The following is a 23,396-nucleotide window of genomic DNA, read 5'->3' on the forward strand; positions in this document are numbered from 1 at the left end:
GAAAAGTTGATGAGTGTGGACACACAGTCGTGGGTGGAAAAAGACAAGAAGTACATTTGGCACGCGATGTCCCGTTACGACCCAAAAGCGTCACCACTGGTGGTGACGGAGGCAGAAGGAGCGTGGATTACTGACATCGACGGTAATCAGTATTTAGATGGCATGTCGGGGTTGTGGTGCGTCAACGTCGGTTACGGTCGGAAGGAGCTGGCACAGGCTGCTTACGAGCAGTTGAACGCGATGCCGTACTACCCGCTCACCCAAAGTCACGTGCCGGCCATCCAACTGGGGGAGAAATTGAATGAGTGGCTCGGCGGCGAATACATCGTCTTTTTTTCCAACAGCGGCTCCGAAGCGAACGAAACGGCATTCAAAATTGCTCGCCAATACCATCAGCAGAGAGGAGAGGGATCGCGTTACAAATTTATCTCCCGCTACCGGGCGTACCACGGCAATTCCATGGGGGCCCTTTCGGCGACAGGCCAGGCTGAGCGCAAGTACCGCTACGAGCCCCTCACGCCGGGATTCATCCACGTTCCACCTCCTGACACGTACCGTCGTCCCCAGGGGATGGATATGGAGGCGTACGGGAGAGAAAGTGCTCGGGCTGTCGACCAAACGATCATGTGGGAAATGCGTGAAACCGTCGCCGGAGTCATCATGGAGCCGGTCATTACGGGAGGCGGTGTCATCGTCCCGCCCGACAACTATTTGCGAGAAGTGCAGGACATCTGCAATAAACACGGTGCTCTTTTCATCATCGACGAAGTCATATGCGGCTTCGGGCGGACAGGAAAACCGTTCGGCTTTATGAACTACGGCGTTCAACCAGACATCGTCACGATGGCGAAAGGGATTACGAGTGCTTACCTGCCCCTGTCCGCTACCGCTGTCAGAAGAGACTTGTACGAAGCGGCGTTTGCGGGGACAGACGAGTACAACCGTTTTCGCCACGTGAACACGTTCGGCGGCAATCCAGCCGCTTGTGCGTTGGCCGTTAAAAACTTGGAGATTATGCAGAACGAAAAACTGGTTGACCGTTCAAGGGATTTGGGAGACAAACTGCGGGAAGAATGGACGGAACTGGAAGCTCACCCCCGCGTCGGGGACATTCGGCACAAAGGGCTGCTCTTCGGCATTGAGCTGGTGGAGGACAAGGAAACGAAAGCACCCGCTAAGTCGGACAAAGTGAACAAAGTGATTGACGCATGCAAAAAGCGAGGCCTCATCGTAGGAAAGAACGCTGACACGGTCGCCGGGTTCAACAACGTCGTCACCTTGGCGCCTCCCCTTTGTCTGACCGATGAAGACGTTACGTTTATAGCCGACACTGTCAAAGAAGCTGTAAACGCCATTTAAAAAATAAAAATGAGGAACTTGGAGGGCTTTACATGAATGGGGATCAAAAGTTCAGTTTGTTCGCCGCTTTCGTGCTGACGCTGTCGGTCGTGCTGACGGCTTGTGGGGGAGGTGACGGTTCGGGTGAAGGAGAAGGAAATGGGGAAAGTGGTGGAGCATCTGGGGAAAAAGTCGTCAACATCTTAAACTGGTCAGAGTACATCCCGGACGATGTCATTAAACAGTTCGAAGAGGAGACCGGGATCAAAGTGAACTACAGTACGGTGTCCTCCAATGAGGAAATGGTGGCTAAATTGAATGTCAGCGGTTCCGGTTTTGACCTTGCCGTCCCGTCGACATATTTTGTGGAAGCGTTGATCAATGAAGGTCGGCTGGAAAAAATAAACAAAGACAACATTCCGAATCTAAAAAATATCGGCGAGGAATTTCTCGGATGGGAGTTCGACCCGAATGACGAGTACTCTTTGCCGTTCATGTGGGGAAGCGAAATTATCGCCTACAACGAAGATTTAGTCGACATTGAGATCAAATCGTACAGAGACTTGTTTGACCCTTCCCTGGAAAACAGCTTGGTCGTTCTCGATGATCCCCGCACTATGCTAGGTGCGATGCTGGACATGTTAGGCTACTCTCCGAACAGTACAAACGAAGCTGAAATTATGGAAGCGGGCGAAGAACTGCAAAAACTGCTGCCGAACATCAAAGCTTTTAACAGTGACGACGCCAAGAGTCTGCTTACGAGTAACGAGGTAAAAGCTGGAGTTGTCTATGCGGCGGAAGCTCTGTTGGCCCAGCAAGAAAACCCGAAAATCAAAATGGTCATCCCTGAAGACCACTTGAGCTTGTGGCAGGACAACTTCGTCATACCGAAAGGGGCGCCCCACAAAGAAAACGCAGAGAAATTCATTAACTTTATATACGAGCCGGAAGTGAGCAAAGAGATCACGATGGATTACCCGTACAACAATCCAAACGTCGAAGCACTGAAACTGTTGCCTGACGATATAAGGGAAGCGCTGGAAATCTCGCCAGAAGATTTAGAGAGGGGCTCCCATGCCACCGATGTCGGAGAAGCGCTCCAGTACTACGACAGGGCGTGGTCCATGGTTAAAAACTAGAAGGAGTGACAGCATGAACAGCATGTCTGTATGGGAAGCGACCGCGAACGAACGCCCGAAACGGCCGGTACTACAAGGAGAAAAGACGTGTGATGTCGTCATCGTGGGCGGCGGTTTTACCGGCCTTTCCGTCGCGTACCACTTGCAACAGCGCAATGTTGAAACTGTCGTTCTCGAAAAAGGCGTCGTCGGCGGAGGAGCCAGTGGCCGGAACGGCGGCGAAGTGTTGATCGGATACGTTGAATCGATGCGCTCCCTGGCCAAAAAGTACGGCCGCGCTGCGGCAAGGCAAATGTTTCAAATGTCCCTCGATTCCATTGACTTAATCGAGCGCATTATACAGGAAGAGGACATCGCGTGTGACTTTCAGCGGAACGGAAATCTGTTGGCAGCGTACAAACCGTCCCATTTGGACGATTTAAAGCGGGAACAACAGTTTTTGTACGAGGCGTATCAATTTGAATCAAAAATCGTGGAAAAGGAAGACCTGCACACAGAACTGGATTCTTCTTTTTACCACGGAGCGTTCGTTGATGAAAGGAGTGCCATTTTTCACCCGTTAAATTATTGCCTCGGTCTAGCGAAGGCGGTCGAAAGACGTGGAGGGACCATTTACGAACATTCCCAAGCGACTAAAATTGAGCGCGTCACACCTGATAAAGTCATCGTTGAGACACATAACGGACGCATCGTGGCACAACAGGTTGGTCTCTTTGTCAATGCCTACACGACTGGACTGCACGACGTCATCGATCGGGCTATCGTCCCCGTCGAAAGTATCGTCCTCGCGACGGAGCCGCTTCCCCCTGCGTTGTGTCAACAGCTGATCAAGCACAATCGGGCTGCATCGGATACGAAACGCCTGCTCTACTACTTCCGCCGTACGGCAGACAACCGGATGGTGTTCGGCGGTTCCGGCAGGACAGCGAGCAAGCGGGATGCACGAACCCTTTTCGACAAGCTCCGCGAGGGGATGGTGACCGTCTTTCCGACGTTAAAAGACGCCAAAGTCGAATACAAGTGGAGCGGCAAAGTCGGTTTTACGTTCGAAAGGATACCGTATATCGGCCAACTGGAAGATGGCACCCACTTCGCCTTCGGGTATGCAGGACACGGTGCGGCGATGTCGACGTTGCTCGGAAAACTGGTCGCCTTGAACATGCTAAACGAAGGCGATCGGCACAACCCTTTAGACCGGTCCCGCTTGAAGCCGATCCCCTTTCACAGCCAACATGCGAGAGCCGTCGGCATCATGAAATACTACTTTAAGTTTTTGGATTACATTTCTTAGCCGCAGAAAGGATATCGTTTTCATGATCAAGCGATTGGAATTGAAAGGAACCCCGCGGGAAATCGGGGAGGAACACGGGCGCGCAGGGGTAAAAGAAATTCAAAACAGTTTGGAAACGTACGAAAAGCTGTTTTTCGGCTATCACAGAATCAGCTGGAAAGAAGCCCGTGAACGGGCCCTCGTTCATCTGAAAGCTATAGAAGCGTACGACTCCGATTTAATAGAGGAAATGGAGGGCGTCGCAGTCGGTGCCGGCGTCGACTTTGAGGATATTTTAACGTTAAACGCCCGCAGTGAGATCGCCCTGACCGGGCGGAAAGACATCGCGTTTGCGGACGGTTGTACGGCCATCGCCGTCACGCCTCCGGCCTCTAAGGATACGATCATCGGGCAAAATTGGGACTGGAAGGGCAGCCAGATCGACAGTTTACTGCTGCTGAACATCGAGCAATCCGACAAACCGAATATCACCATGGTGACAGAAGGGGGCATTATCGGGAAAGTCGGGTTCAATTCAGCAGGGGTGGCTGTCTGTCTGAACGCGTTAATTACGGACAAAAAGTCCGAGGAAGTCCCGATTCACCTCGGTCTGCGGGCCGTGCTCAACGCTTTCTCTTTTCACGAAGCGATTGCGAAAGTGAAAGACGGCCAAATGGCTTCGACAGCCAACTTCCTAATGGCCAGTGATGAAGGTGACAACCGAACGATGGCCGCTAACGTAGAGGTGTCTCCTTTCGGAATCGACCTTTTACCCAACCCGGAAGGGACACACGTTCACACGAACCACATTTGTTCACGGTCTTTGATGAAAAAAATCACCGACTTAAACGAATTTAAATATGAAGACTCGATGGTGCGCAAACAGCGGGCCGAGCAATTAATTTACTCGGCACTCAAAATGAGGCCGGCCATTAATGAAGATTGCTTTAAAGAGTGGTTTTCCGACCAGTTTAATTATCCGAACTCGATCAATCATTTTCCGAATGAAAAAGCGCCAGAGCACCGGCGCTCGGAGACCGTGTTTTCGATCATCATGAACTTGACCCGGAAACGAATGTTTCTGTGCGTGGGTAAACCGTCGAGCCATCAGTACGTGGAGGTATCATCGCATGCTTTACATTAACGGAGAATGGAAACAGGCCCAATCTGGAAAGACGGTGCCGGTCAAAAATCCGGCGACAGGAGAAGTGATTCAACACGTTGCTTACGGCGGTGAACTGGAGACGAGACAGGCCATCGCTAGCGCGAAGGAAGCTTTTGATGGGTGGAAAGGAAAAACCGGGAAAGAGCGGGGAGCTTTTTTGGAACGGATCGCTGAAAACATGAGGCGGGAACGAGACAATATCGCAGAGGCCGTTACTCGGGAGATGGGAAAACCCCTTGCCGAAGCCACAGGGGAAGTGCAGCTTGCCATCGAGTACGTCGAATGGTATGCCGAAGAAGCGAAGCGTGTATACGGCGACGTCATTCCCGCTTCCCATGAAAATAAACGTTTGATGGTCTTTCGGGAACCGGTCGGAGTCGTAGCTGCGATCACCCCGTGGAACTTCCCCGTGGCGATGATTACGCGCAAGCTCGCCCCGGCCCTTGCGGCAGGGTGTTCGTTCGTGTTGAAACCGGCATTGGAGACACCAGTGTCCGCGGTTAAAGTCATCGAATGCTTTCACGAGGCGGGGTTGCCTCGGGGGTAGCAAACCTCGTGATCGGGCCGGCGCAAGAGATCGGAGCCGAGTTGACGCGAAATCCTGACGTGCGCAAAATTACCTTTACCGGTTCAACGGAAGTGGGGAAAAAACTGATTCGCCAGTCGGCCGACACGGTGAAAAAAGTGTCGATGGAACTGGGGGGACACGCGCCGTTCATCGTCTTTGCCGACGCTGATCTGGACGAAGCCGTCGAAGGCGTGATGCAGACGAAATTTCGAAACTGCGGACAGACGTGTATCAGCACGAACCGCATTTACGTCGAAGACAGCGTAGCAGATGACTTTGGAGAAAAATTGGCCCGGCGGGTCGCCTCGTTGACCATCGGCGACGGGATGCAAGAGGGAACGGATGTGGGCCCGCTCATCAACCAATCGGCTGTAGAAAAAGTGCAAGACCACATTGAGGACGCCATTCAGAAAAAAGGGAAAATATTGTGCGGCGGCAGACCGACGACGGTAGAAGGGCTGTCCGGGCACTTCTTTGAACCGACGGTGATTCACAACGCTTCGGACGAGATGAAGATTGCCCGGGAAGAGACGTTCGGGCCGGTTGCGCCGATCTTCACCTTTCACGGGATAGACGATCTGGCAAAAAAGGTGAACCATCCGGAATACGGACTGGCCGCCTATTTTTACACGAAGAATGTGGATCGGGCGTTTCAAACAGTGTCCAAACTGGAATACGGGATTATCGGGGTGAATGACCCCCGTCCGGTTGTCGTCCAGGCGCCGTTTGGCGGTGTGAAAGAGAGCGGTATCGGCAGGGAAGGCGGAACTTCTGGCATCCTCGAATTTTTGGAAGAGAAGTTTGTATCTTTCCGAATGACGTAATCCACGTTAAAGAGTCATCTCGTGAAGGGAGTGCAGACGGAGATGTCAAAAGTGGAGGTAGCGAAGTTCGAGAAGAAAATCACCGTCCGTCAGATGCGAAAAGAAGACATAGACGAAATTGTCGAATTAGCCAATCTCAGCTTCGGCATTCCGGGGGTCGCGTTTGAACGGGAGCATTATGAAAGCCACATCCGCATCTTTCCCGAAGGGCAGTTTTGTGTCGAATACGACGGCAAGATTGTCGGCTCCTGTTCCAGTCTCATCGTCAATTTTGACGAGTACGGGGAAGAGCACACGTTTGATGAAATATGCGGGAACGGATACATTGAGAACCACAATCCGAACGGGGAAAATTTGTACGGGATTGACGTTGTCGTCCACCCCGATTACCAAGGACTAAAAATTGGGCGCAGGCTGTATGAAGCCCGTCGAAAGCTGTGTCGGCAATTAAATCTAAAAAGTATTTTGTTCGGCGGGCGCATGCCCAATTACCACAAGTACGCCGATAAACTGACGCCACAGGAGTACGTGGAACAAGTGTTGAAACGTAACATATACGATCCGGTGATCACGTTCCAGACGATGAACGGTTTTGTCGTGCGCGGCATTTTGCCCAACTACTTGCCCCACGACAAAGAGTCGTTAAAGTACGCGACGTTGATGGAATGGCGCAACGAGGAGTACCGCCCCGATTTGAGTCTCGACTACCGCCGTTCGTTGCCAGTTCGCATTGCGTCCGTTCAGTTCCGTTTAAAACAGATCACATCTTTTGACGACTTTGCGGCCCAGTGTGAATACTTCGTCCGCTCCGCTTCAAACGTCCGCGCAGATTTCATCGTGTTTCCTGAGGCGATGACCTTGCAGCTCTTGTCACTCGAAAACGAAAAGGTTCCGAGCAGACAAGTGCGGAAGCTTACCCGGTATACCGAAAACTACGTGCAACTGTTCTCTGAGATGGCTGTCAAGTACGATATCAACATTGTGGGCGGAACGCACTTCGTCGAGGAAAACGGCTCCCTCTACAATGTGGCGTTTCTTTTCCAGCGCGACGGGACGATAGACAAGCAGTACAAACTCCACATTCCGTGGAATGAGCGGAAGTGGTGGGGCGTTCAACCGGGGGACGGCCTTCGCGTGTTCGAGACAGATTGCGGCAAAGTTGCCATCCTCATCGGTTACGACATCCAATTCCCGGAACTTGGCCGCATGGCCGCAGAACAGGGGGCCAACATTCTGTTTACGCCGTTTTCGGCTGAGGACGAACAAGGTTACATGCGGGTGCGCTACTGTGCCCTAGCACGGTCCGTGGAGAACGAACTGTTTACCGTCGTGGCCGGAACCGTCGGTCATTTGTCTCATGTGCCGCAGACGCCCACACAATTCGGACTGTCGGCTGTATTCTCACCGTGCGATTACGCGTTTGCCGGTAACGGAGTGATAGCAGAAGGACAGCCGAACAGTGAAGCGATGGTCGTCGGAGACATCGATTTGGAACGGTTGTGCCGCAATCGTGAAACAGGTTCCGTCACCCCGCTCAAAGACCGCCGGCCACACATCTACCGCTTGGATGAAACGGAAAAAAGTGGAGTAGTTCAGTAGATTGGGTGTACCTAGGGACACCCTTCTCCACAACGGGTGACATGTTGATGCTGACGTTAGCAGGTGTCCCGCAACTTGCGGCCACGGTCTGTCACTGGAAGAGAAACAGCGTATAAAGTGTGAGGAGGTTTTGTACATGGCAGAGCGATTGGCACAAACGACAGTTGAACAGTTGGCGGAATGGGACAAACAGTACTTTCTCCATCCGACGACCTCTCCTAAGGCTCACGTCGAACAAGGACCAAAACTGATCTTTTCCGATGGAGACGGCATTTATGTCAACGACGTCAACGGAAACGAGTACATTGACGGCATTTCTATGCTTTGGAACGTCAACTTGGGCCACGGTCAGCAGGAACTGGCGGAAGCGGCAAAAGAACAGATGGCGAAACTGGCATTCAGCTCGTCGTTCGTCAGTTACTCTAACGAACCGGCTATTCGCCTCGCGGAAAAACTGGCTTCCCTCGCACCTGGGGATTTGAATGCGGTCTTTTACACGTCAGGCGGTTCGGAGTCGAATGACACCGCGTTTAAACTCGCCCGCTTTTACTGGCGGATGAAGGGAAAGCCGGAAAAAACGAAAATTATTGCCTTAGAGCGCAGCTATCACGGCGTGACAATTGCCGCGCAAACGGCAACGAACGTTCCGGCATTCCATCAGTTTTCGGGCTCGAAAATTCCGGGCATCTTTCACGCAAGACCCCATCGCGTCGACTGTGAGAGGGGGGAGGCGCACGAACACGGTTGCGGGTGTATCCGAGATCTTATCGAAAGAGAAGGGGCTGACACGATTGCCGCTGTCATTTTAGAACCGGTGCAGGGCTCGGGGGGTGTCTACATCCCGCCGGACGGTTACTTAGAAGCCGTACGACAATTGTGCGACGAGCACAACATCTTGATGATCGCCGATGAAGTCATTTGCGGCTTCGGTCGTACCGGAAAGATGTTCGGAGTCGAAAACTGGGGCGTCGTCCCTGACTTGATGACGATTGCCAAAGGAATTACGAGCGGATACGCCCAATTAGGGGGAGTGCTCATCCGGCAACACATCCGGGATGCACTCGTCCAGTACGAAGATGTGCTCGCCCACGGATTCACATACAGCGGGCACCCAACGGCTTGTGCCGTCGGCTTGAAGAACATCGAAATCCTCGAGCGGGACAACCTCATCGACCATGTGCGAAAGATGGAGCAAGAGCTGAAAAAAGGCTTTCGCTATTTGGAAGATCGACACAGCATCGTGACGAAGACACGGGCGATTGGGCTATTAGCCGGCTTTGAACTGTACGCAGACCGTGACAGCGAGACGCCGTTTGACCCATCGGTTAAAGCGGGGCTTACCTTCGTGGAAGAATGTTTTAAACGCAAATTAATCCTAAGGGCGCTTCGCGCCAACGAAGGGTACAACATTATTGCCGTCTCACCGCCTTTGACTATCAGCGAGGAAGAAATGGAAGAGATGATCCACATTATGGACGATGCGCTTCAAGCCTTCAAAAAGAATTTGTAAGTGTTCCTTAAGGGTCGGCTCTTTTCCGACCCTTTTTTAGTGAGGAATATTCGTCCGCTCCTTAGTGCTGCTTAATTTCTGACCATACGCGGTCGTACTCCAAAATGGCGTCTCCGATGTCAGTAAAGTACTCGCTCTTCTCAATAAACTCTGGCGGAGAGTAGACAGCGGGGTCGTTTAAAATTTCTTCGTCAATCAGTTCGTGGGCGGCTTTGTTCGGGTTGGCGTAAGGGAAGTCTTTTGATATTTCCGCACTGATCTCTGGCCTTAAAATAAAGTCGATAAACGCTTCAGCTGCCTGTTTGTTCGGCGCACCGACAGGGATGACAAAGTTGTCCATCCATATGTTCGTGCCTTCTTCCGGCAGTACGGCTTCAATCGCCGGGTTTTCCCGTTTGGCGAGGTGCGCTTCAGCCCCCCAGACGATGCCGGCTGTCGCTTCCCCGTTGATGAGCATCGTCTTTGGACTGTCGCTGTCGTACGCTTTAATGTTGGGCAGTAAGTCCAACAAAATGTCTTTCGATTTCTCGATCACGGCAGGATCAGTCGCGTTCATCGATTCTCCTTGCAGTTTGTTCGCAATGCCGATTAAGACCCTTTGGTCGTCCAGGACGACGAGGGAGCGTTCAAAATCCGGGTCCCACAAATCTTCGTAGCTATTCACATCCTGGTTCACGGCGTCTTTATTGACGGCGATCACGACATTCCCCCACATGTACGGCACGGAATGTTCGTTGCCTGGGTCGAAGGACTGATCCAAAAACTGCTCGTCAATGTTTTTCAGATTCGCGATGTTGTCCTTGTCAATCGGTTCAAGCAAATCTTGTTTGAGCATAATTTCCACCATGTAGTCACTGGCGACGGACAAATCGTAACCGGCTGCACCGCCGCTAATTTTGGCCAACATTTCCTCGTTGGATGAGTACGTGTTGTAGTTGACCCTGATCCCGTACTCTTCTTCAAACTTTTTAATGACACTGTCCGGCATGTACTCTGACCAAATGAACAAGTTGAGTTCGCCGGAAAGCTGTTCGTCTTGACTGCCCTCTGATGTGCTGCTGTCACCCGACGTGTCGCTGCTACTGCACCCAGAGATGAATGCGCTTACGGATATAACTAAAACTAAGAGAAGAAAGGACAGTTTCTTTGCGTTTGTTTGCATAATCACTCGAAACCTCCCTTTGAAATCTACAATGCGTTAACATGTCGCCTAAAACCAGTAACTGAGGATCGCTTCCCGAACGAGTTTTGCGGCTGTCATATCTGTAATACCGCTATGGTCGAGATGGGGCGACACTTCGACGAGATCCATGCCGACGACATTTAATTCCTTCAAGAGGTGGATCGCTTCAAAGGCTTCAGCGGAAGAGATGCCGCCCGGTTCCGGCGTCCCTGTTCCGGGGCAGTAGGCCGGATCGATGCAGTCGATGTCAAAGGTGACGTAAACCGGTCGGTTTTGCAGGTGCTTGATGTCGTCTTTAAGTGGAGACAGAACGGTGTAGCGACGCATGTGCGACATGGCGTCGGCGTAGCGGAACTCGTGCTGTTCTCCGGAGCGGATGCCGTAGTGGTAAACTTTCCCCTTCCCTAACAGCTCAATCACCCGGCGGATGACCGTGGCGTGGGACCGCTTTTCCCCGAAGAACGAATCCCGCAAATCCGTGTGGGCGTCAAAGTGCAACACGACGAGATCAGGGTAATGTTCGGCCACTGCTTGAATGCACGGCAGTGAGATAAGGTGTTCACCGCCGAGAACGAACGGGACCTTCTTGTCTTGAACCACCTCCTTGACGCCTTTATAGATGATGTTCAAACTTTCATCGACATTGCCGAAAGGAAGGACGAGATCACCTTTGTCGTAGACCGGTACATTTGATAAGTGTCGGTCGACGTAAGGGCTGTATTCTTCTAAACCGTAAGACGCATGGCGTATCCCCTGGGGACCGAAACGCGTCCCGGTTTTAAAACTGACCGAGTAGTCCATCGGTGCGCCGACAATGACCACTTTTGCTTGGTCGTAATCCGATTGCGTGTAGTTGAAAACACCTGTTGACTGCCATTTGCGGTTGAGTTCTGTCAATGTCGATACCTCCTAAGATACATTTTCTTTTTTCATGCGGATGCGTTCAGCAATAATGACAATGGTGAGCGTCACGATTAACATGATCGTCGAAAGGGCGTTAATTTCAGGCGTTACTCCGAACTTCACCATCGAGAAAATTTTTAACGGCAACGTCGTACTGCTCGGTCCGGCAACGAAGAAACTGATGATGACGTCGTCAATGGAAAGGGTAAAGGCGAGCAGAGCTCCGGCGACAATGCCAGGCGCGATAATCGGGAGGGTTACTCTTACAAACGTCTGCCACTCATTGGCGCCGAGATCCATGGCCGCCTCTTCTATCGACCGGTCAAACCCTTCTAACCGGGCACGGACGACGACGACGACAAAGGGAACGCTGAACGTAATGTGGGCGATGACTAATGTTGTGATCCCCAGCGGTATTTCGACAGTCGCAAAAAAAGCTAACAAAGAAATGCCCATCACGATTTCCGGGATCACGATCGGCAAGTAGAGCATGCCGTCTAAAGCTGTTTTTCCTCGAAAGTGGTAGCGGTACATCCCGACGGCTGCTAATGTCCCGATCATGGTCGATGCGATTGTCGAAATGAACGCCACTGTCAGACTGACTTTTGTGGCATCGAGAACGTCGGTGTTTTGCAGCAGCGCCCCGTACCAGTCAAATGTGAACCCTGTCCAGACAGCATTTAAGCGCGACTGGTTGAACGAAAAGGCGATGAGGATGACGATCGGGATATACAAAAACGCGTAAATGAACCCGGCGTACAGGATGGATGGCCAACGGTTCAGTCGGCGTTTCATTACAGCACCTCCATTCCTTTCTTGTCCCCGCCAGAACGCAAGTAAATGAGAACAAATATTAGCGTGAGGATCATCAATATGACGGAAGCGGCTGAACCAAAGGGCCAATCCCTCGCCGTTAGAAATTGGTTCCTGATTAAGTTTCCAATGAGCATGGTCTTCGATCCTCCCATTAAGTCAGGGATAAAAAACAGACCTAATGTCGGGATGAAGACGAGAAGGCATCCGGCGACGACGCCTGGCATCGTGAGCGGCAGGGTCACTTTCGCAAACGTTTGCCAAGGTTTGGCGCCTAAATCGCTGGCCGCTTCTAGCAGATTCTGGTCTAGTTTCTCGATAGATGCGTACAGCGGTAAAACCATGAACGGAAAGAGGGTGTACGCCAGCCCGACCATAACTGCCCCAGTGTTGTACAGCATCTCAAACGGTTCAGAAATGACGCCGAGCTGTAAAAGGACGGTGTTGATGACGCCTTCTGTCCTCAACAGCACAATCCACGCATACGTTCGGATCAAAGAGTTGGTCCAGAACGGAACGACGATGAGCATGAGCAGGATGTTGCGGTATTTCCGCGGAGCCCTTGCGACGATGTAGGCGAACGGGTAGCCAAATACGAGGCAGATGACAGTCGTCAAGGCAGCAATCAAAATCGACTCCCACAAAATGTTTAAATAGAGGGGGTCAAAAAAGCGAACGTAATTTTCAAGAGTAAAAGAGTACTCAACGCCACCGTAGAGGCCTCGCACAGCAAAACTCATCATGAAAATGAAAATTAAAGGAAAGACGAAAAATAAGATCATCCAGAAGGTGACAGGAGATATCGTCCAGCTCAGTCCGATTAAATTTCTGAAGCGTTGTGAATGAAGTCGTTTCGAAACGGCTGTTTGACTGAGGTTTGATTTGCTGCTCATGATTTGACCACCACAGCTTTTTTCGGCTCCCAGCTGACGAAAACGTCGCTGTTTGGCTGGTAGACGTGTTTCTCGTCAGGGACTGAACTGACCGTGATGTGTTGCTGCCACGGCAGTGAAACCGTCGTTTTGATCACGGACCCGACGTATATGTGTTCCACAACTTTTCCGGGGATCTTGATCGCCTGCTCGGACACGTCGTCTACAATTTTCAGTTGTTCTGGCCGAATGGCAACAGTCGCTGACCCGTTCATTTTCAACAGTTCTGACTGTGGAACGGGGATTTTATGACCAGAAAGTTCTATATAGGCGTAACCGTTCTCAAAACCGACGACTGTTCCTTCGAAAATGTTGGTCTCCCCGATAAAATCTGCGACGAAGCGAGAAGCGGGCCGCTCGTAAATTTCATCGGGCGTTCCGACTTGTTCAATCACCCCGTGATTCATCACCGCGATTCGGTCAGACATGGTCAGGGCCTCTTCCTGATCATGAGTGACGTAAACAAACGTAATCCCCAGTTTTTGCTGCAGATGTTTTAATTCAACTTGCATTTGTTTCCGCAGCTTAAGGTCGAGGGCGCCGAGGGGCTCGTCCAACAGCAGGACTTTCGGACTGTTGACAATCGCTCTGGCAATGGCGACGCGTTGTTTTTGGCCGCCGCTTAACTGGTCCGGCTTGCGGGTTGAGAAATCTTCCAACTGGACGAGTTTTAGCGCTTCACTTACACGGGGTTCAATTTCGCTTTTCTTCAATTTTTTCATTTTCAAACCGAACGCGACGTTTTCGTAGACGCTCATGTGGGGGAAGAGGGCATAACTTTGAAAGACAGTGTTGACGTCCCGCTTGTGGGGCGGGATTCCGTGTACGACTTGGCCGTCTATCGAAATCTCGCCTTCAGTCGGCTGTTCGAAGCCGGCAATCATGCGCAATGTGGTCGTTTTCCCGCATCCAGAGGGACCGAGGAGCGTGAGGAACTCCCCTTTGTTAATGTGCATGGTGACGTTGTTCACGACGACGTTGTCAGAAAAACTTTTGACCACGTTGTGTAACTGGACCATGTGTTGCTTCAAACATCTCCACCCCTTTTTGTCTTTCGGAGTCCAAACGAGACAGCCGCAAGTTTTTGGTTGTGAACTGGAGGAGGGAAAGGCGCATTTTCGTATCATTAATGTAAATGATAGCGCTAACAATTGCACTAGCCAAATTGTTAAAAATCGTTGTACAATAATAGACATACTGTAAACATACGTATACAGTCGAGAGAGGTGATCGATGTCTTGTATGCCGACAAAGCGTTTTTAGGCGGGCAGGTCATCACAGTAGACCGCGAGCATCGCATTCAAGAAGCCGTGGCGACGAAAGGGAACCGCATTTTGGCTGTTGGGAGCAACGAGGACATCAAGCCGCTGATCGGCAAGGATACGACGGTGATCGAGTTGGGAGGCAATAGCGTCTTGCCAGGTTTTGTCGATTCTCACCTGCACATGACGATGTACGGTACGAATCAACTTGGCATAAGTTGTAAAGCGCCCCACATCCAGTCGATTGAAGATATTCTGGACGCATTGCGCCAAAAGGCTCGCGAGACACCTAAAGGCCAATGGGTGAGGGCGTGGGGTTTTAACGAATTAAGGATAAAAGAAAAGCGGTATCCGACAAGGAAAGAGTTGGATGAAGTTTCCCAGGAACACCCGATAATCGTCATCCGGACGTGCGCCCACATCTCCATCGTGAACAGTTTGGCACTAAAACTGGCCGGCATCGATGAGCATACCCCTGATCCGGAGGGCGGAAAGATCGGCCGCGATGAGAACGGAGTGCCGAACGGGGTGATGATCGAAGCGGCCCATATGCACATGTTTGAAACGGCGAAGTTCAGTGACGACGAGATGCGGAAGGCGTTGACTTTGGCATCAGAGGACTTTGTGCGGGCCGGGATTACGAGTGTTCACGACGCGGGAGGGTATGGGCCCGACAATTTGAGAGTGATGCATCAAGCCGTTCAGTCTGGAGATGTGAAGGTCAGGATTTACGCCATGGTGTGCGCTTTGAACAACTCCGAAGAATTTGTGGACAAAATGATCCAATCCGGCGTGACGACGGGTCTCGGGACGAAAGGTTTAAAATCGGGCCGGCAAAAGTCTTTACAGACGGGAGCAGCACCGGCCCAACAGCGGCGACGCGGCAACCGTACACGAACAACCCAGAAGATTGCGGAGTGCTGTATTACAGCCAGGAGAGATTGAACGCCGTGCTTGGCCGCGCCCATGAAAAAGGATTTCAAATTACAGCCCACGCACAAGGGGACCGCGCCATTGAAATGGTGTTGAACTGCATTGAAACGGCTCTAGCCAAACATCCACGCCGCAATCACCGTCACCGGATTGAACATGCAGGCATAACGATGCCGGACTTGTTGGCCAGAATGAAGGGCCTCGGTGTCGTCCCGATCCCGAATCCCGCCTTTTGCTACGAATTCGGCGACAGCTACCTGGAATACTACGGTGACCGCGTTCAGCACATGTATCCAGTCCGAGACTTTGTAGATAACGGGATGATGGTGGCCGGTGCTTCTGACAGCCCAGTTACACATTGCGACCCACTGCTCGGCATTCACGCTGCGGTGAATAGAAAAAGCGAGTCTGGAAAAGAGATCGGGGCCAATCAGCGCATCAGCGTGTTAGAAGCGATCAGGCTGTATACGTGGAACGGTGCGTACGCCAGCTTTGAGGAGAAGATCAAAGGCAGCATCGAAACTGGAAAACTGGCAGACCTCGTCGTGCTCAATGAACCGATATTGAATGTGTCGACTGAGCGCATTAAAGATTTGCAGGTGACGATGACGCTCATAGACGGAAAAGTTGTGTATAGCGGGGATGAACCGTTATTTTGAAATTGCAGAATAGGCGATATGTTGTGTAAAATGGTGAAATGGAGGTGAATGCCATGAAGCGGCACACGTTTGACAAAGTGTATTTTACTGTCACGATCGCACTGTTTTTAACTGTCTTGTTTCCGGTGTTTCAACTGGGCAATAAAGCGTTTCCGATTGTGTTTGGATTGCCCTTCAGTTTTTTTTGGGTGGTGATGTGGGCTGTCGTTACGTTTACCGCCGTCTTAATCTTGTATGTCCTGGATCCAGATAAAAGGGGGGAATAGAAGCGTGCAAGACTGGCAAATTGCTTTAGTGTTAATGGTCGCTTATTTGGTCATTGCTCTTTTAATCGGAATACTGGCCGGCAAGGGAAAGGGGCACGTGACACTGGATGAGTTCACAGTGGGCGGAAGAAACCTCGGCCTCTTGGTCACCTGGTTTCTCATGGGGGGTGCCATATTCAGCGCCTTTGCGTTTTTAGGGGCACCGGGGTGGGCTTATTCCCGCGGTGCACCTGCTTTGTATGTGTTGGCTTATACGGCATTTGCCATTTTGCCGTGGTATGTCGTTGGCCCGAAAATTGGCCGCATCGGGCGCAGGCGCGAATTGTACTCTCTCGTCGGATTTTTACAGGGTCGTTACCCGATGAAAACACTCGCCGTGTTAGTCGGACTGATTGTGTTTTTTGCTTCCATACAGTATCTGGCCACGCAGATGAAAGGGATGGCCATCATCTTCAATATCATGACGGAAGGGCGCGTCCCCTTTTGGTTAGGGGCGTTACTGGCCTACGCCATTGTCGTCATTTACGTGGCGACGGGAGGATTGAGAGCGGCGGCGTGGTCAGACGTGTTTCAAGGGTTGCTCATGATCGTCATATCGTGGACGGTCGGGTTTGCCGTCGTCATTCAACTTTACGGAAGTACGACAGAAATGTTCACTCGCATTGCCCAGACCAACCCCGGGTTTTTGGAAATCGGGACAGAAGGTTCGACGATGTCCCCCATGGCCTACACTACCCTTATTCTGGTTTCTGCCATTGGCTTTCTCATGTGGCCGCACCTGTTTTCCAGGTCTTATTCTTCCAATGCGTTGACTGTAAAACGGACGGTGATCGCGTATCCTGTGTTTGCCCTGTTTGTCGTCCCCTTGTTGTTAGTAGGATTTGCCGGAGTTGGATTAGTGGAGCAAGGGCAACTGGGCGAACCGGATCAAATTCTTCCCTATTTAATTACGACCGTTTTACAAATCCCTGGCTGGTTGTACGGACTCGTCGGAGCAGCCGCCCTGGCAGCAGCCATGTCCAGTGCCGACGTCATTACCCACAGTGCCTCCCTCGAATTTACGGACGGTGTAATCAAAAATTTGTGGACGAACTTATCGGATAAAACGGTACTTCTCGTGATACGTACCGCCGTTGTCGTCATCGGTGCTCTGGCTTACCTCGTAGCCGTGTTCGGCGGCCAAGGGTTGATTGCCCTTTTGGCAGGAGCATACGGCTCGATTGTCCAGTTTGCCCCGGGAGTCTACAGTGCGATGTACTGGAAGCGGGGAACGCCGGCAGGGGTCGTCGCAGGATTGGCTGCGGGGTTTGCCGTCAATTTTTACTACCAAATTGTAAACCCCGTCACACCGCTGGACATTCACGCCGGGATACTGGGACTCGCGGTCAACGTTCTCGTCTTCGTTGTCGTGAGTTATGTGACGAAGCCGCAATCTGAAGATATCGTCAAAGACTATGTGGAAACGAACGGAACAGCCAGTTGACGGCCATGGGGGGAAAGCCGTGTAAAACACCTATTCGTTTGTAAGCTCTGGATTTTCGTTGGCCAATCACCGCTTTTGTGCTGTCGGTTACGTGCTTAACGAGTAAGTCCGGGTCGAAGATGTGTTTGACGTGGGCGGCCAGAGCTTTCAAGTACTGGTGTAAAAAGGCGTCCGTATCCATGGGCAGCAGTGTGCCGTCTAAATCAAACAGAATCGCTTTCATCCCCGTTCTCCCTTTCCTGTGAGATAAAGTTTTCGACACGTTCAGCGTACCAATGCCAGCCCGCGATGTCGATGGAAGGGACAACCGGTGACATGATAGAAAGGAACGGGCACCGTCTACTCCGTTTCCGGGGCGTTAGACGCTATGATGTTGATGGCCTGATGCATGGCGGTTTTGGACGTGTCTTCCGTGATGAAGCCGACGTCAACCATCCGCGACAAAACGAGGTTGCGGCGATGGAGCGCTTGTTCCAAATTTTTAAGGGGAGAATAGTGTTCAGGCGCTTTGGGCAGAGCGGCAAGGAGGGCCGCTTCGCTTAAAGTGACCGTTTCTTTTTCTGAATGGTCGGCGCGCACAGTTTTTCCGAAGTAAAAGTTTGCCGCCGCTTCAATGCCGTACTTCCCGTGGCCGAAATAAATGTGGTTCAGGTACAGCCCCAATAGTTGATCCTTTGAGAGATGCCGTTCCAAGCGGACGGCAATGATCATTTCTTTTATTTTGCGACTCAGTTCTTTCTCGTGTGTCAAAAACAGATTGCGCGAGAGCTGCATTGTAATCGTGCTGCCGCCCTGAGCTTTGCTCCCTTCTAGCCCGTTCACCCACAGCGCCCGTACAAGACCGATCCAATCGATACCGCCGTGCTGTTTAAACCTGTGGTCTTCTATGGCGAGAAAACCTTCCCACACGTATTCAGGCATTTCATCGGTCCGAACGTAGCTCGAGTTCTGTGATAGAGCCATTTGTTGAAGGTGATCGAGTTGTGCTTCGCTCACGAGGTAATGACCGCTCGCCAAAATACCGACCCAGCCGCCCAATGACAGTAAGGTTACGAGCGCTGCGGACAGTATCAGCCGTTTTAACCTTGATCTCTTCTGTTTCCTTTTAGCCATGTGGGATGTTCCCTTCTCGAATCTGATAACAGTATTGTAATTGTAAAGGATTAATGGAAACTTGCCTCCATCTTAAAAATTCCTTAATTTTCAAAGTTACACCTCGCGAGCCTGCACGTGACGGTCGTTTTTTGTGGTTGTATGCTTCGTCACCTCCGATTTTTGAGCAGGTTGGCGAACAGCTTTGCCCAAGGGATCGAGAAGCTGTTTTCTGCACGGACTGGCTCTTCAACGACGGTGCATTGGGTGTATCGTAGGCCCGAGAGAGAAGGGGGATGGGGTGCAGGAAACGTTCGGGATGAAAGTATCGTGAACCGTCTGTGCGATTGCGTCGTGGTGTTTATGGGCGACATATTTTTAAACGACGGCGTCGTCGGCCGGTTGAATCCGATCGATTTGGTGAATGTCGATGGACAGAACCTCTTTTCGATCGACATCGTACAAGAGCAACGTTTTCAAGTGTGAATCGTATTTCAACATCCGAACACTTAACGACTGTTTTCCCTTTTTCCTCAAGAGAATTTCAACGTGAAGAAGTTTTTGTTCGTTAATCCAGTTTTGAAACAGTAATAATTGCTCATCCATGGCAGTAAAACTTCCTTCCTTCATAGGACTACAATCTCATAGTTGAGTCTTATATCCTATATAGCGAACCTTTTCCGTGAGATTCAAGTCCCGTTTTGAAGGGAATGTGAACGTTACGTGAACAAATCAAGACAAATGTACGAGAACGTTCAGAACGAATCCCATCGACCCGATAATTATTACTGTAAAGGTGTGAAAAGCTCGGTGGGGGATTCAGGATGAAACTTTAGAAAACCTGATTGAAGGAGGGGACTGTCTTGTTCTCGCCACCGCGATGTCGGTCATCCTAAAAAGACGCGACCAAAGGAAGAAGGTAAGAGACCGTACAAAACGAACGGATACAGTGATCCGTATGGCTGACAAAAAGTCACAATACGATTACATGAGGAGAAGATTGCGGTGAAGAAAGCAAAAGAAATTGTTGTCCCTGAAAACCCTGTGTCATGGTATTTGTTTTCCAGTACGCGGTCGGCTTGGCTATGGCTGATCATTCGGTTGTATGTCGGTTATGCATGGTTAACGGCCGGATGGAAGAAGGTAACAGCCGACGAGTGGACAGGGGAACAGGCAGGTGCCGCCGTGCAAGGCTTTGTGCAAGGAGCACTGGAAAAAGAAGACGTATCCTCCTGGTATGCAGCCTTTTTGGAAAACGTCGTGTTGTCCAGTCCTAAAGTATTTTCATTTATGGTGGCTTACGGGGAGTTGTTCGTCGGTTTAGGGCTCATTCTCGGTTTGTTCACGGGAATAGCGGCATTTTTCGGAGGTTTCATGAATGTCAGCTTTTTGTTTGCCGGGACGCTGAGCACCAACCCCCTTTTGTTTGTGTTAGCGACGTGGTTGGTGCTCGCCTGGAAAGTGGCCGGATTTTACGGCCTAGATCGCTGGGCGCTTCCGTTGTTGGGAACACCGTGGCAAAAGAACGGCGTCCATTTCCGCTGACACGGTATCTTCAGGTATAAGCTGGGGAGGGCCGCCGCCAAAGAAACTGAAATGAGCGATGGTTTCTGTAATATACGATACCGTCAAAGTCGGGCATCCAATGAGCTATTCCTCCCTTTTCTGCAATGCCGCTTTTAGAGCCTCGCCCAGGTTTGTTTTTAGCGACTCGTGCCCGGAGTATTTTTTCAACAGCTGGCGCTCTTCGCGTTTTGACACGTTTCCGGTTGAACGGTCCTTTTTTTCCACGAGGTTGCACGAACGGCATTGAAAGTACGGCCCGGCTTTTCCCTGGTGTATTTCCATCCGTTTACGGCACTGGGGACAGCGGCGGTTGGACAGAACCGGGTCCTTTCTGCGACGGTAAGTGCACCGGCGGTTGGAGCAGACGAGCATGGTGCCGTTTTTTCTTTTGACTTCTTTTAGTTTTGCCTCACATTCCGGACATTTGCTGCCGGTCAAGTTGTAGGCGCGATACGTTTGGTCGCTCGTTTTGATTTCGTTCACAAGTGTGTAGGTCTGACGACGAATGTTGGCAAGAAATGTTTTGGCATTTCCTTTGCCCCGGGCTATGGCCTCCAGCTCCCGTTCCCAACGCGATGTCAATTCAGGAGATCTCAATTCTTCGCTTACCAGGTTGATCAGCTGTTTTCCCTTTGGTGTCGGGCGGAAACGGCCGTTATGGCGGGTGACCACTTCAGTTTCCAGCAAACGCTCTATTATGTCGGCTCGTGTGGCGGGAGTGCCGAGGCCATGTTTTTCCATGCGTGCGAGTAAGTCTGCTTCATTCAAGCGAGCCGGCGGTTCCGTGTATCCTTTTTCCATCACGATGTCTTTTGGAACGACCGTTTGGCCTTCTTTTAAAGGAAGGGGTTCACTCTGATTTGCGGCAGCGCGCTCCTGTCGCATGACGACAGTAAACCCTCGTTCCACCTCTCGTGTTTCATGGGTCACGAACGTTTCCCCCGCAATGTCAATCACTGCCGTGATGACGCTATAACGGTGTGGCGGGTGAAATAGCGCAAGAAAGCGGCGGACAATCATGTCGTACACTTTGCGTTCGTCGGCGGACAGGTCGCTTAAGACCAAAGGCTCATCCGTCGGAATAATGGCGTGGTGATCGGTTACTTTGTGATCGTTGAATACGCGTTTTGCCAATAGAGGGGCGTTTCGGCCGAGGAGAAGTTTCACTTCGTCCCGGTATCCGTCCGACAGAGCTTTCAGTCTTTTGGGCATGGTGGTTTCCATGTCTTTCGTCAAGTAACGGGAATCGGTTCGTGGGTAAGTGATGAGTTTGTGATACTCGTAAAGCTGCTGTAAAATGTTTAACGTTTTCTTCGCAGAAAAACCGTACCGCCTGTTGGCGTCGCGCTGCAGCTCGGTTAAGTCGTACGGCAGTGGCTGCGGCTCGCGTTTGGTTTTCTGTTTGACAGAGCGGACGACGCCTTTTTCTCCCTTCAATGTTGAGGACAGCTGCTCAGCCCGTTCGAGGTCAAACAGTCGTTTGTCCCCGTTTTGTTCCCATTGGGCAGAAAAGCTGCCGAAATGTGCCGTCAATGTGCGGAATTCCTTCGGGACGAACGTCTCGATTTCGTGTTCCCGTTCGAGGATGATGTTTAGCGTGGGAGTTTGTACTCTTCCGGCCGAAAGAGGGTCGTCGTATTTCGTTGTCAGCGCCCGTGTCACATTGAGGCCGATGAGCCAGTCCGCTTCTGCGCGGCAGACAGCGGATGCGTACAGCGCATCGTATGCGTGCGCCGGTTTTAACTGTTTAAACCCCTCGCGAATGGCGCGGTCCGTTTGAGATGAAATCCACAGCCGCTTCACTGGCTTTCTCCAGTGTATTTTTTTGATAATCCAGCGGGCGACGAGTTCGCCTTCCCTGCCCGCGTCTGTTGCGATCACGAGTTCTTTGATGTCTTTCCGTTTGGTCAACTTCTGGATCGCTTTGAACTGCGCGCTCGTTTTGCGAATCACTTTCAGTTCCATTTGTTCCGGAATGATGGGCAAGTCTTCCATACGCCACGTTTCATACCGCTTGTCGTAGTCTTCCGGCATTTTCAGTTCAACGAGATGTCCAAGGGCCCATGTGACGATGTAACGGGAGCCTTCTATGTAAGTTTTATGCTGTTGACGGCAGCCGAGTACACGGGCCAGGTCTCGTCCGACACTCGGCTTTTCCGCTAATACGAGCGTTTTCATGCAAGAACTCCTTCCAAAGGCGTCTCCTTCGACGATATAACGGTTGACACCCCGTTTATTGTACCGCGAGGCTGAGTGTCGTGCAACGGGGTACAGCGTTTGAAAACTGGCGTACGTTTGGATGTTGAAAGAATAGTATAATGAATTTAAGCATTGTATGTACACGGGGGGATATGGGTGAGTGTCTATCAGTTTTCAGCTAAGACGATCGACGGCCAAGAGATGTCGCTGGCCGAGTTTAAAGGTCGGGTGCTCCTTATTGTCAATACGGCGAGCAAATGCGGGTTTACCCCGCAGTACAAAGAGCTGCAGGAGTTGTACGAAAAGTACCGGGACGAAGGTTTTACTGTCCTCGGTTTTCCATGCAATCAGTTTATGAATCAAGAACCCGGCAGTCACGACGAAATACGATCGTTTTGCCAGTCTCAGTACGGCGTCAGCTTTCCCATGTTTCAAAAGGTGGAAGTAAACGGTAAACAGAGACACCCGCTGTTCCGATACTTAACAAAACAGAGTAAAGGATTGTGGGGCGGGGCGATTAAATGGAATTTTACGAAATTTTTGGTCGACGCGACAGGTCACGTGTACAAACGGTACGCCCCGATCGTGAAGCCGTTGGACATCGAAAAAGACATTCGTGCGCTGTTAGCCAAAACATAGTGTACGCATTTTTGAACGGCGGGAAATTCCTAAGTGAAGTTGGTAGAGATAGC

At 51.2% G+C, this 23,396-nt stretch carries 19 protein-coding genes and 2 pseudogenes; 12 read left to right on the forward strand and 9 right to left on the reverse strand.

Going from position 1 to position 23,396, the window contains the following annotated elements; all coding sequences use genetic code 11:
* Positions 1-9: 9 nt before the first annotated feature.
* The 7 genes and pseudogenes from B0W44_RS07245 (at position 10) to B0W44_RS07275 (ending at position 9,413) form a co-directional block, all read left to right on the forward strand.
* On the forward strand, positions 10-1,359 hold the full coding sequence (locus B0W44_RS07245) for an aspartate aminotransferase family protein (RefSeq protein WP_077721289.1): 1,350 nt from the start codon (positions 10-12) through the stop codon (positions 1,357-1,359).
* A 32-nt stretch (positions 1,360-1,391) separates the two neighbouring features.
* Positions 1,392-2,477 (forward strand): ABC transporter substrate-binding protein, encoded by a 1,086-nt coding sequence (locus tag B0W44_RS07250; RefSeq protein ID WP_077719475.1) that lies wholly within the window; start codon positions 1,392-1,394, stop codon positions 2,475-2,477.
* 13 nt (positions 2,478-2,490) lie between these two features.
* The gene (locus B0W44_RS07255; protein ID WP_077719476.1) at positions 2,491-3,768 is read left to right on the forward strand and encodes an NAD(P)/FAD-dependent oxidoreductase; all 1,278 of its coding nucleotides are present in this window, start codon (positions 2,491-2,493) and stop codon (positions 3,766-3,768) included.
* A gap of 22 nt (positions 3,769-3,790) precedes the next feature.
* Positions 3,791-4,891 (forward strand): C45 family autoproteolytic acyltransferase/hydrolase, encoded by a 1,101-nt coding sequence (locus B0W44_RS07260; RefSeq protein ID WP_077719477.1) that lies wholly within the window; start codon positions 3,791-3,793, stop codon positions 4,889-4,891.
* Positions 4,878-6,304 (forward strand): annotated as a pseudogene (locus B0W44_RS07265) (NAD-dependent succinate-semialdehyde dehydrogenase). The gene B0W44_RS07260 and the pseudogene B0W44_RS07265 overlap by 14 nt, the downstream one beginning before the upstream one ends.
* A gap of 42 nt (positions 6,305-6,346) precedes the next feature.
* The gene (locus B0W44_RS07270; RefSeq protein ID WP_077719478.1) at positions 6,347-7,903 is read left to right on the forward strand and encodes a bifunctional GNAT family N-acetyltransferase/carbon-nitrogen hydrolase family protein; all 1,557 of its coding nucleotides are present in this window, start codon (positions 6,347-6,349) and stop codon (positions 7,901-7,903) included.
* A 136-nt stretch (positions 7,904-8,039) separates the two neighbouring features.
* On the forward strand, positions 8,040-9,413 hold the full coding sequence (locus tag B0W44_RS07275; RefSeq protein ID WP_077719479.1) for an aminotransferase family protein: 1,374 nt from the start codon (positions 8,040-8,042) through the stop codon (positions 9,411-9,413).
* 61 nt (positions 9,414-9,474) lie between these two features.
* Here B0W44_RS07275 and B0W44_RS07280 read toward each other — a convergent pair whose 3' ends face one another.
* From B0W44_RS07280 to B0W44_RS07300, 5 genes are all read right to left on the reverse strand, one after another.
* On the reverse strand, positions 9,475-10,575 hold the full coding sequence (locus tag B0W44_RS07280) for a polyamine ABC transporter substrate-binding protein (protein WP_077721290.1): 1,101 nt from the start codon (positions 10,573-10,575) through the stop codon (positions 9,475-9,477).
* A 48-nt stretch (positions 10,576-10,623) separates the two neighbouring features.
* On the reverse strand, positions 10,624-11,493 hold the full coding sequence (speB, locus tag B0W44_RS07285) for an agmatinase (RefSeq protein WP_077719480.1): 870 nt from the start codon (positions 11,491-11,493) through the stop codon (positions 10,624-10,626).
* Positions 11,494-11,505: 12 nt separating this feature from the next.
* Positions 11,506-12,294 carry a spermidine/putrescine ABC transporter permease PotC gene (gene potC, locus B0W44_RS07290; RefSeq protein ID WP_077719481.1) on the reverse strand — a complete coding sequence of 263 codons (789 nt, stop codon included), beginning with the start codon at positions 12,292-12,294 and terminating at the stop codon, positions 11,506-11,508.
* Complete coding sequence (locus B0W44_RS07295; RefSeq protein ID WP_228441650.1) at positions 12,294-13,094, reverse strand: ABC transporter permease; 801 nt, start codon at positions 13,092-13,094, stop codon at positions 12,294-12,296. The genes potC and B0W44_RS07295 overlap by 1 nt, the downstream gene beginning before the upstream one ends.
* A gap of 107 nt (positions 13,095-13,201) precedes the next feature.
* On the reverse strand, positions 13,202-14,275 hold the full coding sequence (locus tag B0W44_RS07300; RefSeq protein ID WP_418304077.1) for an ABC transporter ATP-binding protein: 1,074 nt from the start codon (positions 14,273-14,275) through the stop codon (positions 13,202-13,204).
* Between the two features lie 207 nt (positions 14,276-14,482).
* On the opposite strand from B0W44_RS07300, the pseudogene B0W44_RS07305 reads away from it, so the two are divergent.
* The 3 genes and pseudogenes from B0W44_RS07305 (at position 14,483) to B0W44_RS07315 (ending at position 17,847) form a co-directional block, all read left to right on the forward strand.
* A pseudogene (locus B0W44_RS07305) lies at positions 14,483-16,098 on the forward strand (amidohydrolase).
* 53 nt (positions 16,099-16,151) lie between these two features.
* Positions 16,152-16,364 carry a hypothetical protein gene (locus B0W44_RS07310; protein ID WP_077719484.1) on the forward strand — a complete coding sequence of 71 codons (213 nt, stop codon included), beginning with the start codon at positions 16,152-16,154 and terminating at the stop codon, positions 16,362-16,364.
* Between the two features lie 4 nt (positions 16,365-16,368).
* Positions 16,369-17,847 (forward strand): sodium:solute symporter family protein, encoded by a 1,479-nt coding sequence (locus B0W44_RS07315; protein ID WP_149026948.1) that lies wholly within the window; start codon positions 16,369-16,371, stop codon positions 17,845-17,847.
* Here the strand turns inward: B0W44_RS07315 and B0W44_RS07320 are convergent.
* The 3 genes from B0W44_RS07320 to B0W44_RS07330 all read right to left on the reverse strand — a co-directional run bounded on the left by B0W44_RS07320 (position 17,810) and on the right by B0W44_RS07330 (position 19,545).
* Positions 17,810-18,070 carry a hypothetical protein gene (locus B0W44_RS07320; RefSeq protein ID WP_077719486.1) on the reverse strand — a complete coding sequence of 87 codons (261 nt, stop codon included), beginning with the start codon at positions 18,068-18,070 and terminating at the stop codon, positions 17,810-17,812. The two genes, B0W44_RS07315 and B0W44_RS07320, sit on opposite strands and share 38 nt — an antisense overlap.
* A 116-nt stretch (positions 18,071-18,186) precedes the next feature.
* Positions 18,187-18,960 (reverse strand): transglycosylase domain-containing protein, encoded by a 774-nt coding sequence (locus tag B0W44_RS07325; RefSeq protein ID WP_077719487.1) that lies wholly within the window; start codon positions 18,958-18,960, stop codon positions 18,187-18,189.
* A 357-nt stretch (positions 18,961-19,317) separates the two neighbouring features.
* Positions 19,318-19,545, reverse strand: coding sequence for a hypothetical protein (locus tag B0W44_RS07330; protein ID WP_077719488.1), 228 nt, complete (start codon positions 19,543-19,545; stop codon positions 19,318-19,320).
* A gap of 399 nt (positions 19,546-19,944) precedes the next feature.
* On the opposite strand from B0W44_RS07330, the gene B0W44_RS07335 reads away from it, so the two are divergent.
* Entirely contained in the window at positions 19,945-20,484 is a 540-nt protein-coding gene (locus B0W44_RS07335; RefSeq protein WP_418304078.1) for a DoxX family protein, read from the forward strand.
* A 105-nt stretch (positions 20,485-20,589) separates the two neighbouring features.
* Here the strand turns inward: B0W44_RS07335 and B0W44_RS07340 are convergent, their stop codons facing one another.
* Positions 20,590-22,683, reverse strand: coding sequence for a DNA topoisomerase III (locus B0W44_RS07340; protein WP_077719490.1), 2,094 nt, complete (start codon positions 22,681-22,683; stop codon positions 20,590-20,592).
* Between the two features lie 177 nt (positions 22,684-22,860).
* Here B0W44_RS07340 and B0W44_RS07345 point away from each other — a divergent pair, with 177 nt between their 5' ends.
* A complete protein-coding gene (locus tag B0W44_RS07345; protein ID WP_077719491.1) occupies positions 22,861-23,343 on the forward strand; it encodes a glutathione peroxidase in 483 nt (160 codons plus the stop codon).
* The last annotated feature ends 53 nt before the right edge of the window (positions 23,344-23,396 follow it).

This window comes from Novibacillus thermophilus, from assembly GCF_002005165.1.
GTDB lineage: Bacteria > Bacillota > Bacilli > Thermoactinomycetales > Novibacillaceae > Novibacillus > Novibacillus thermophilus.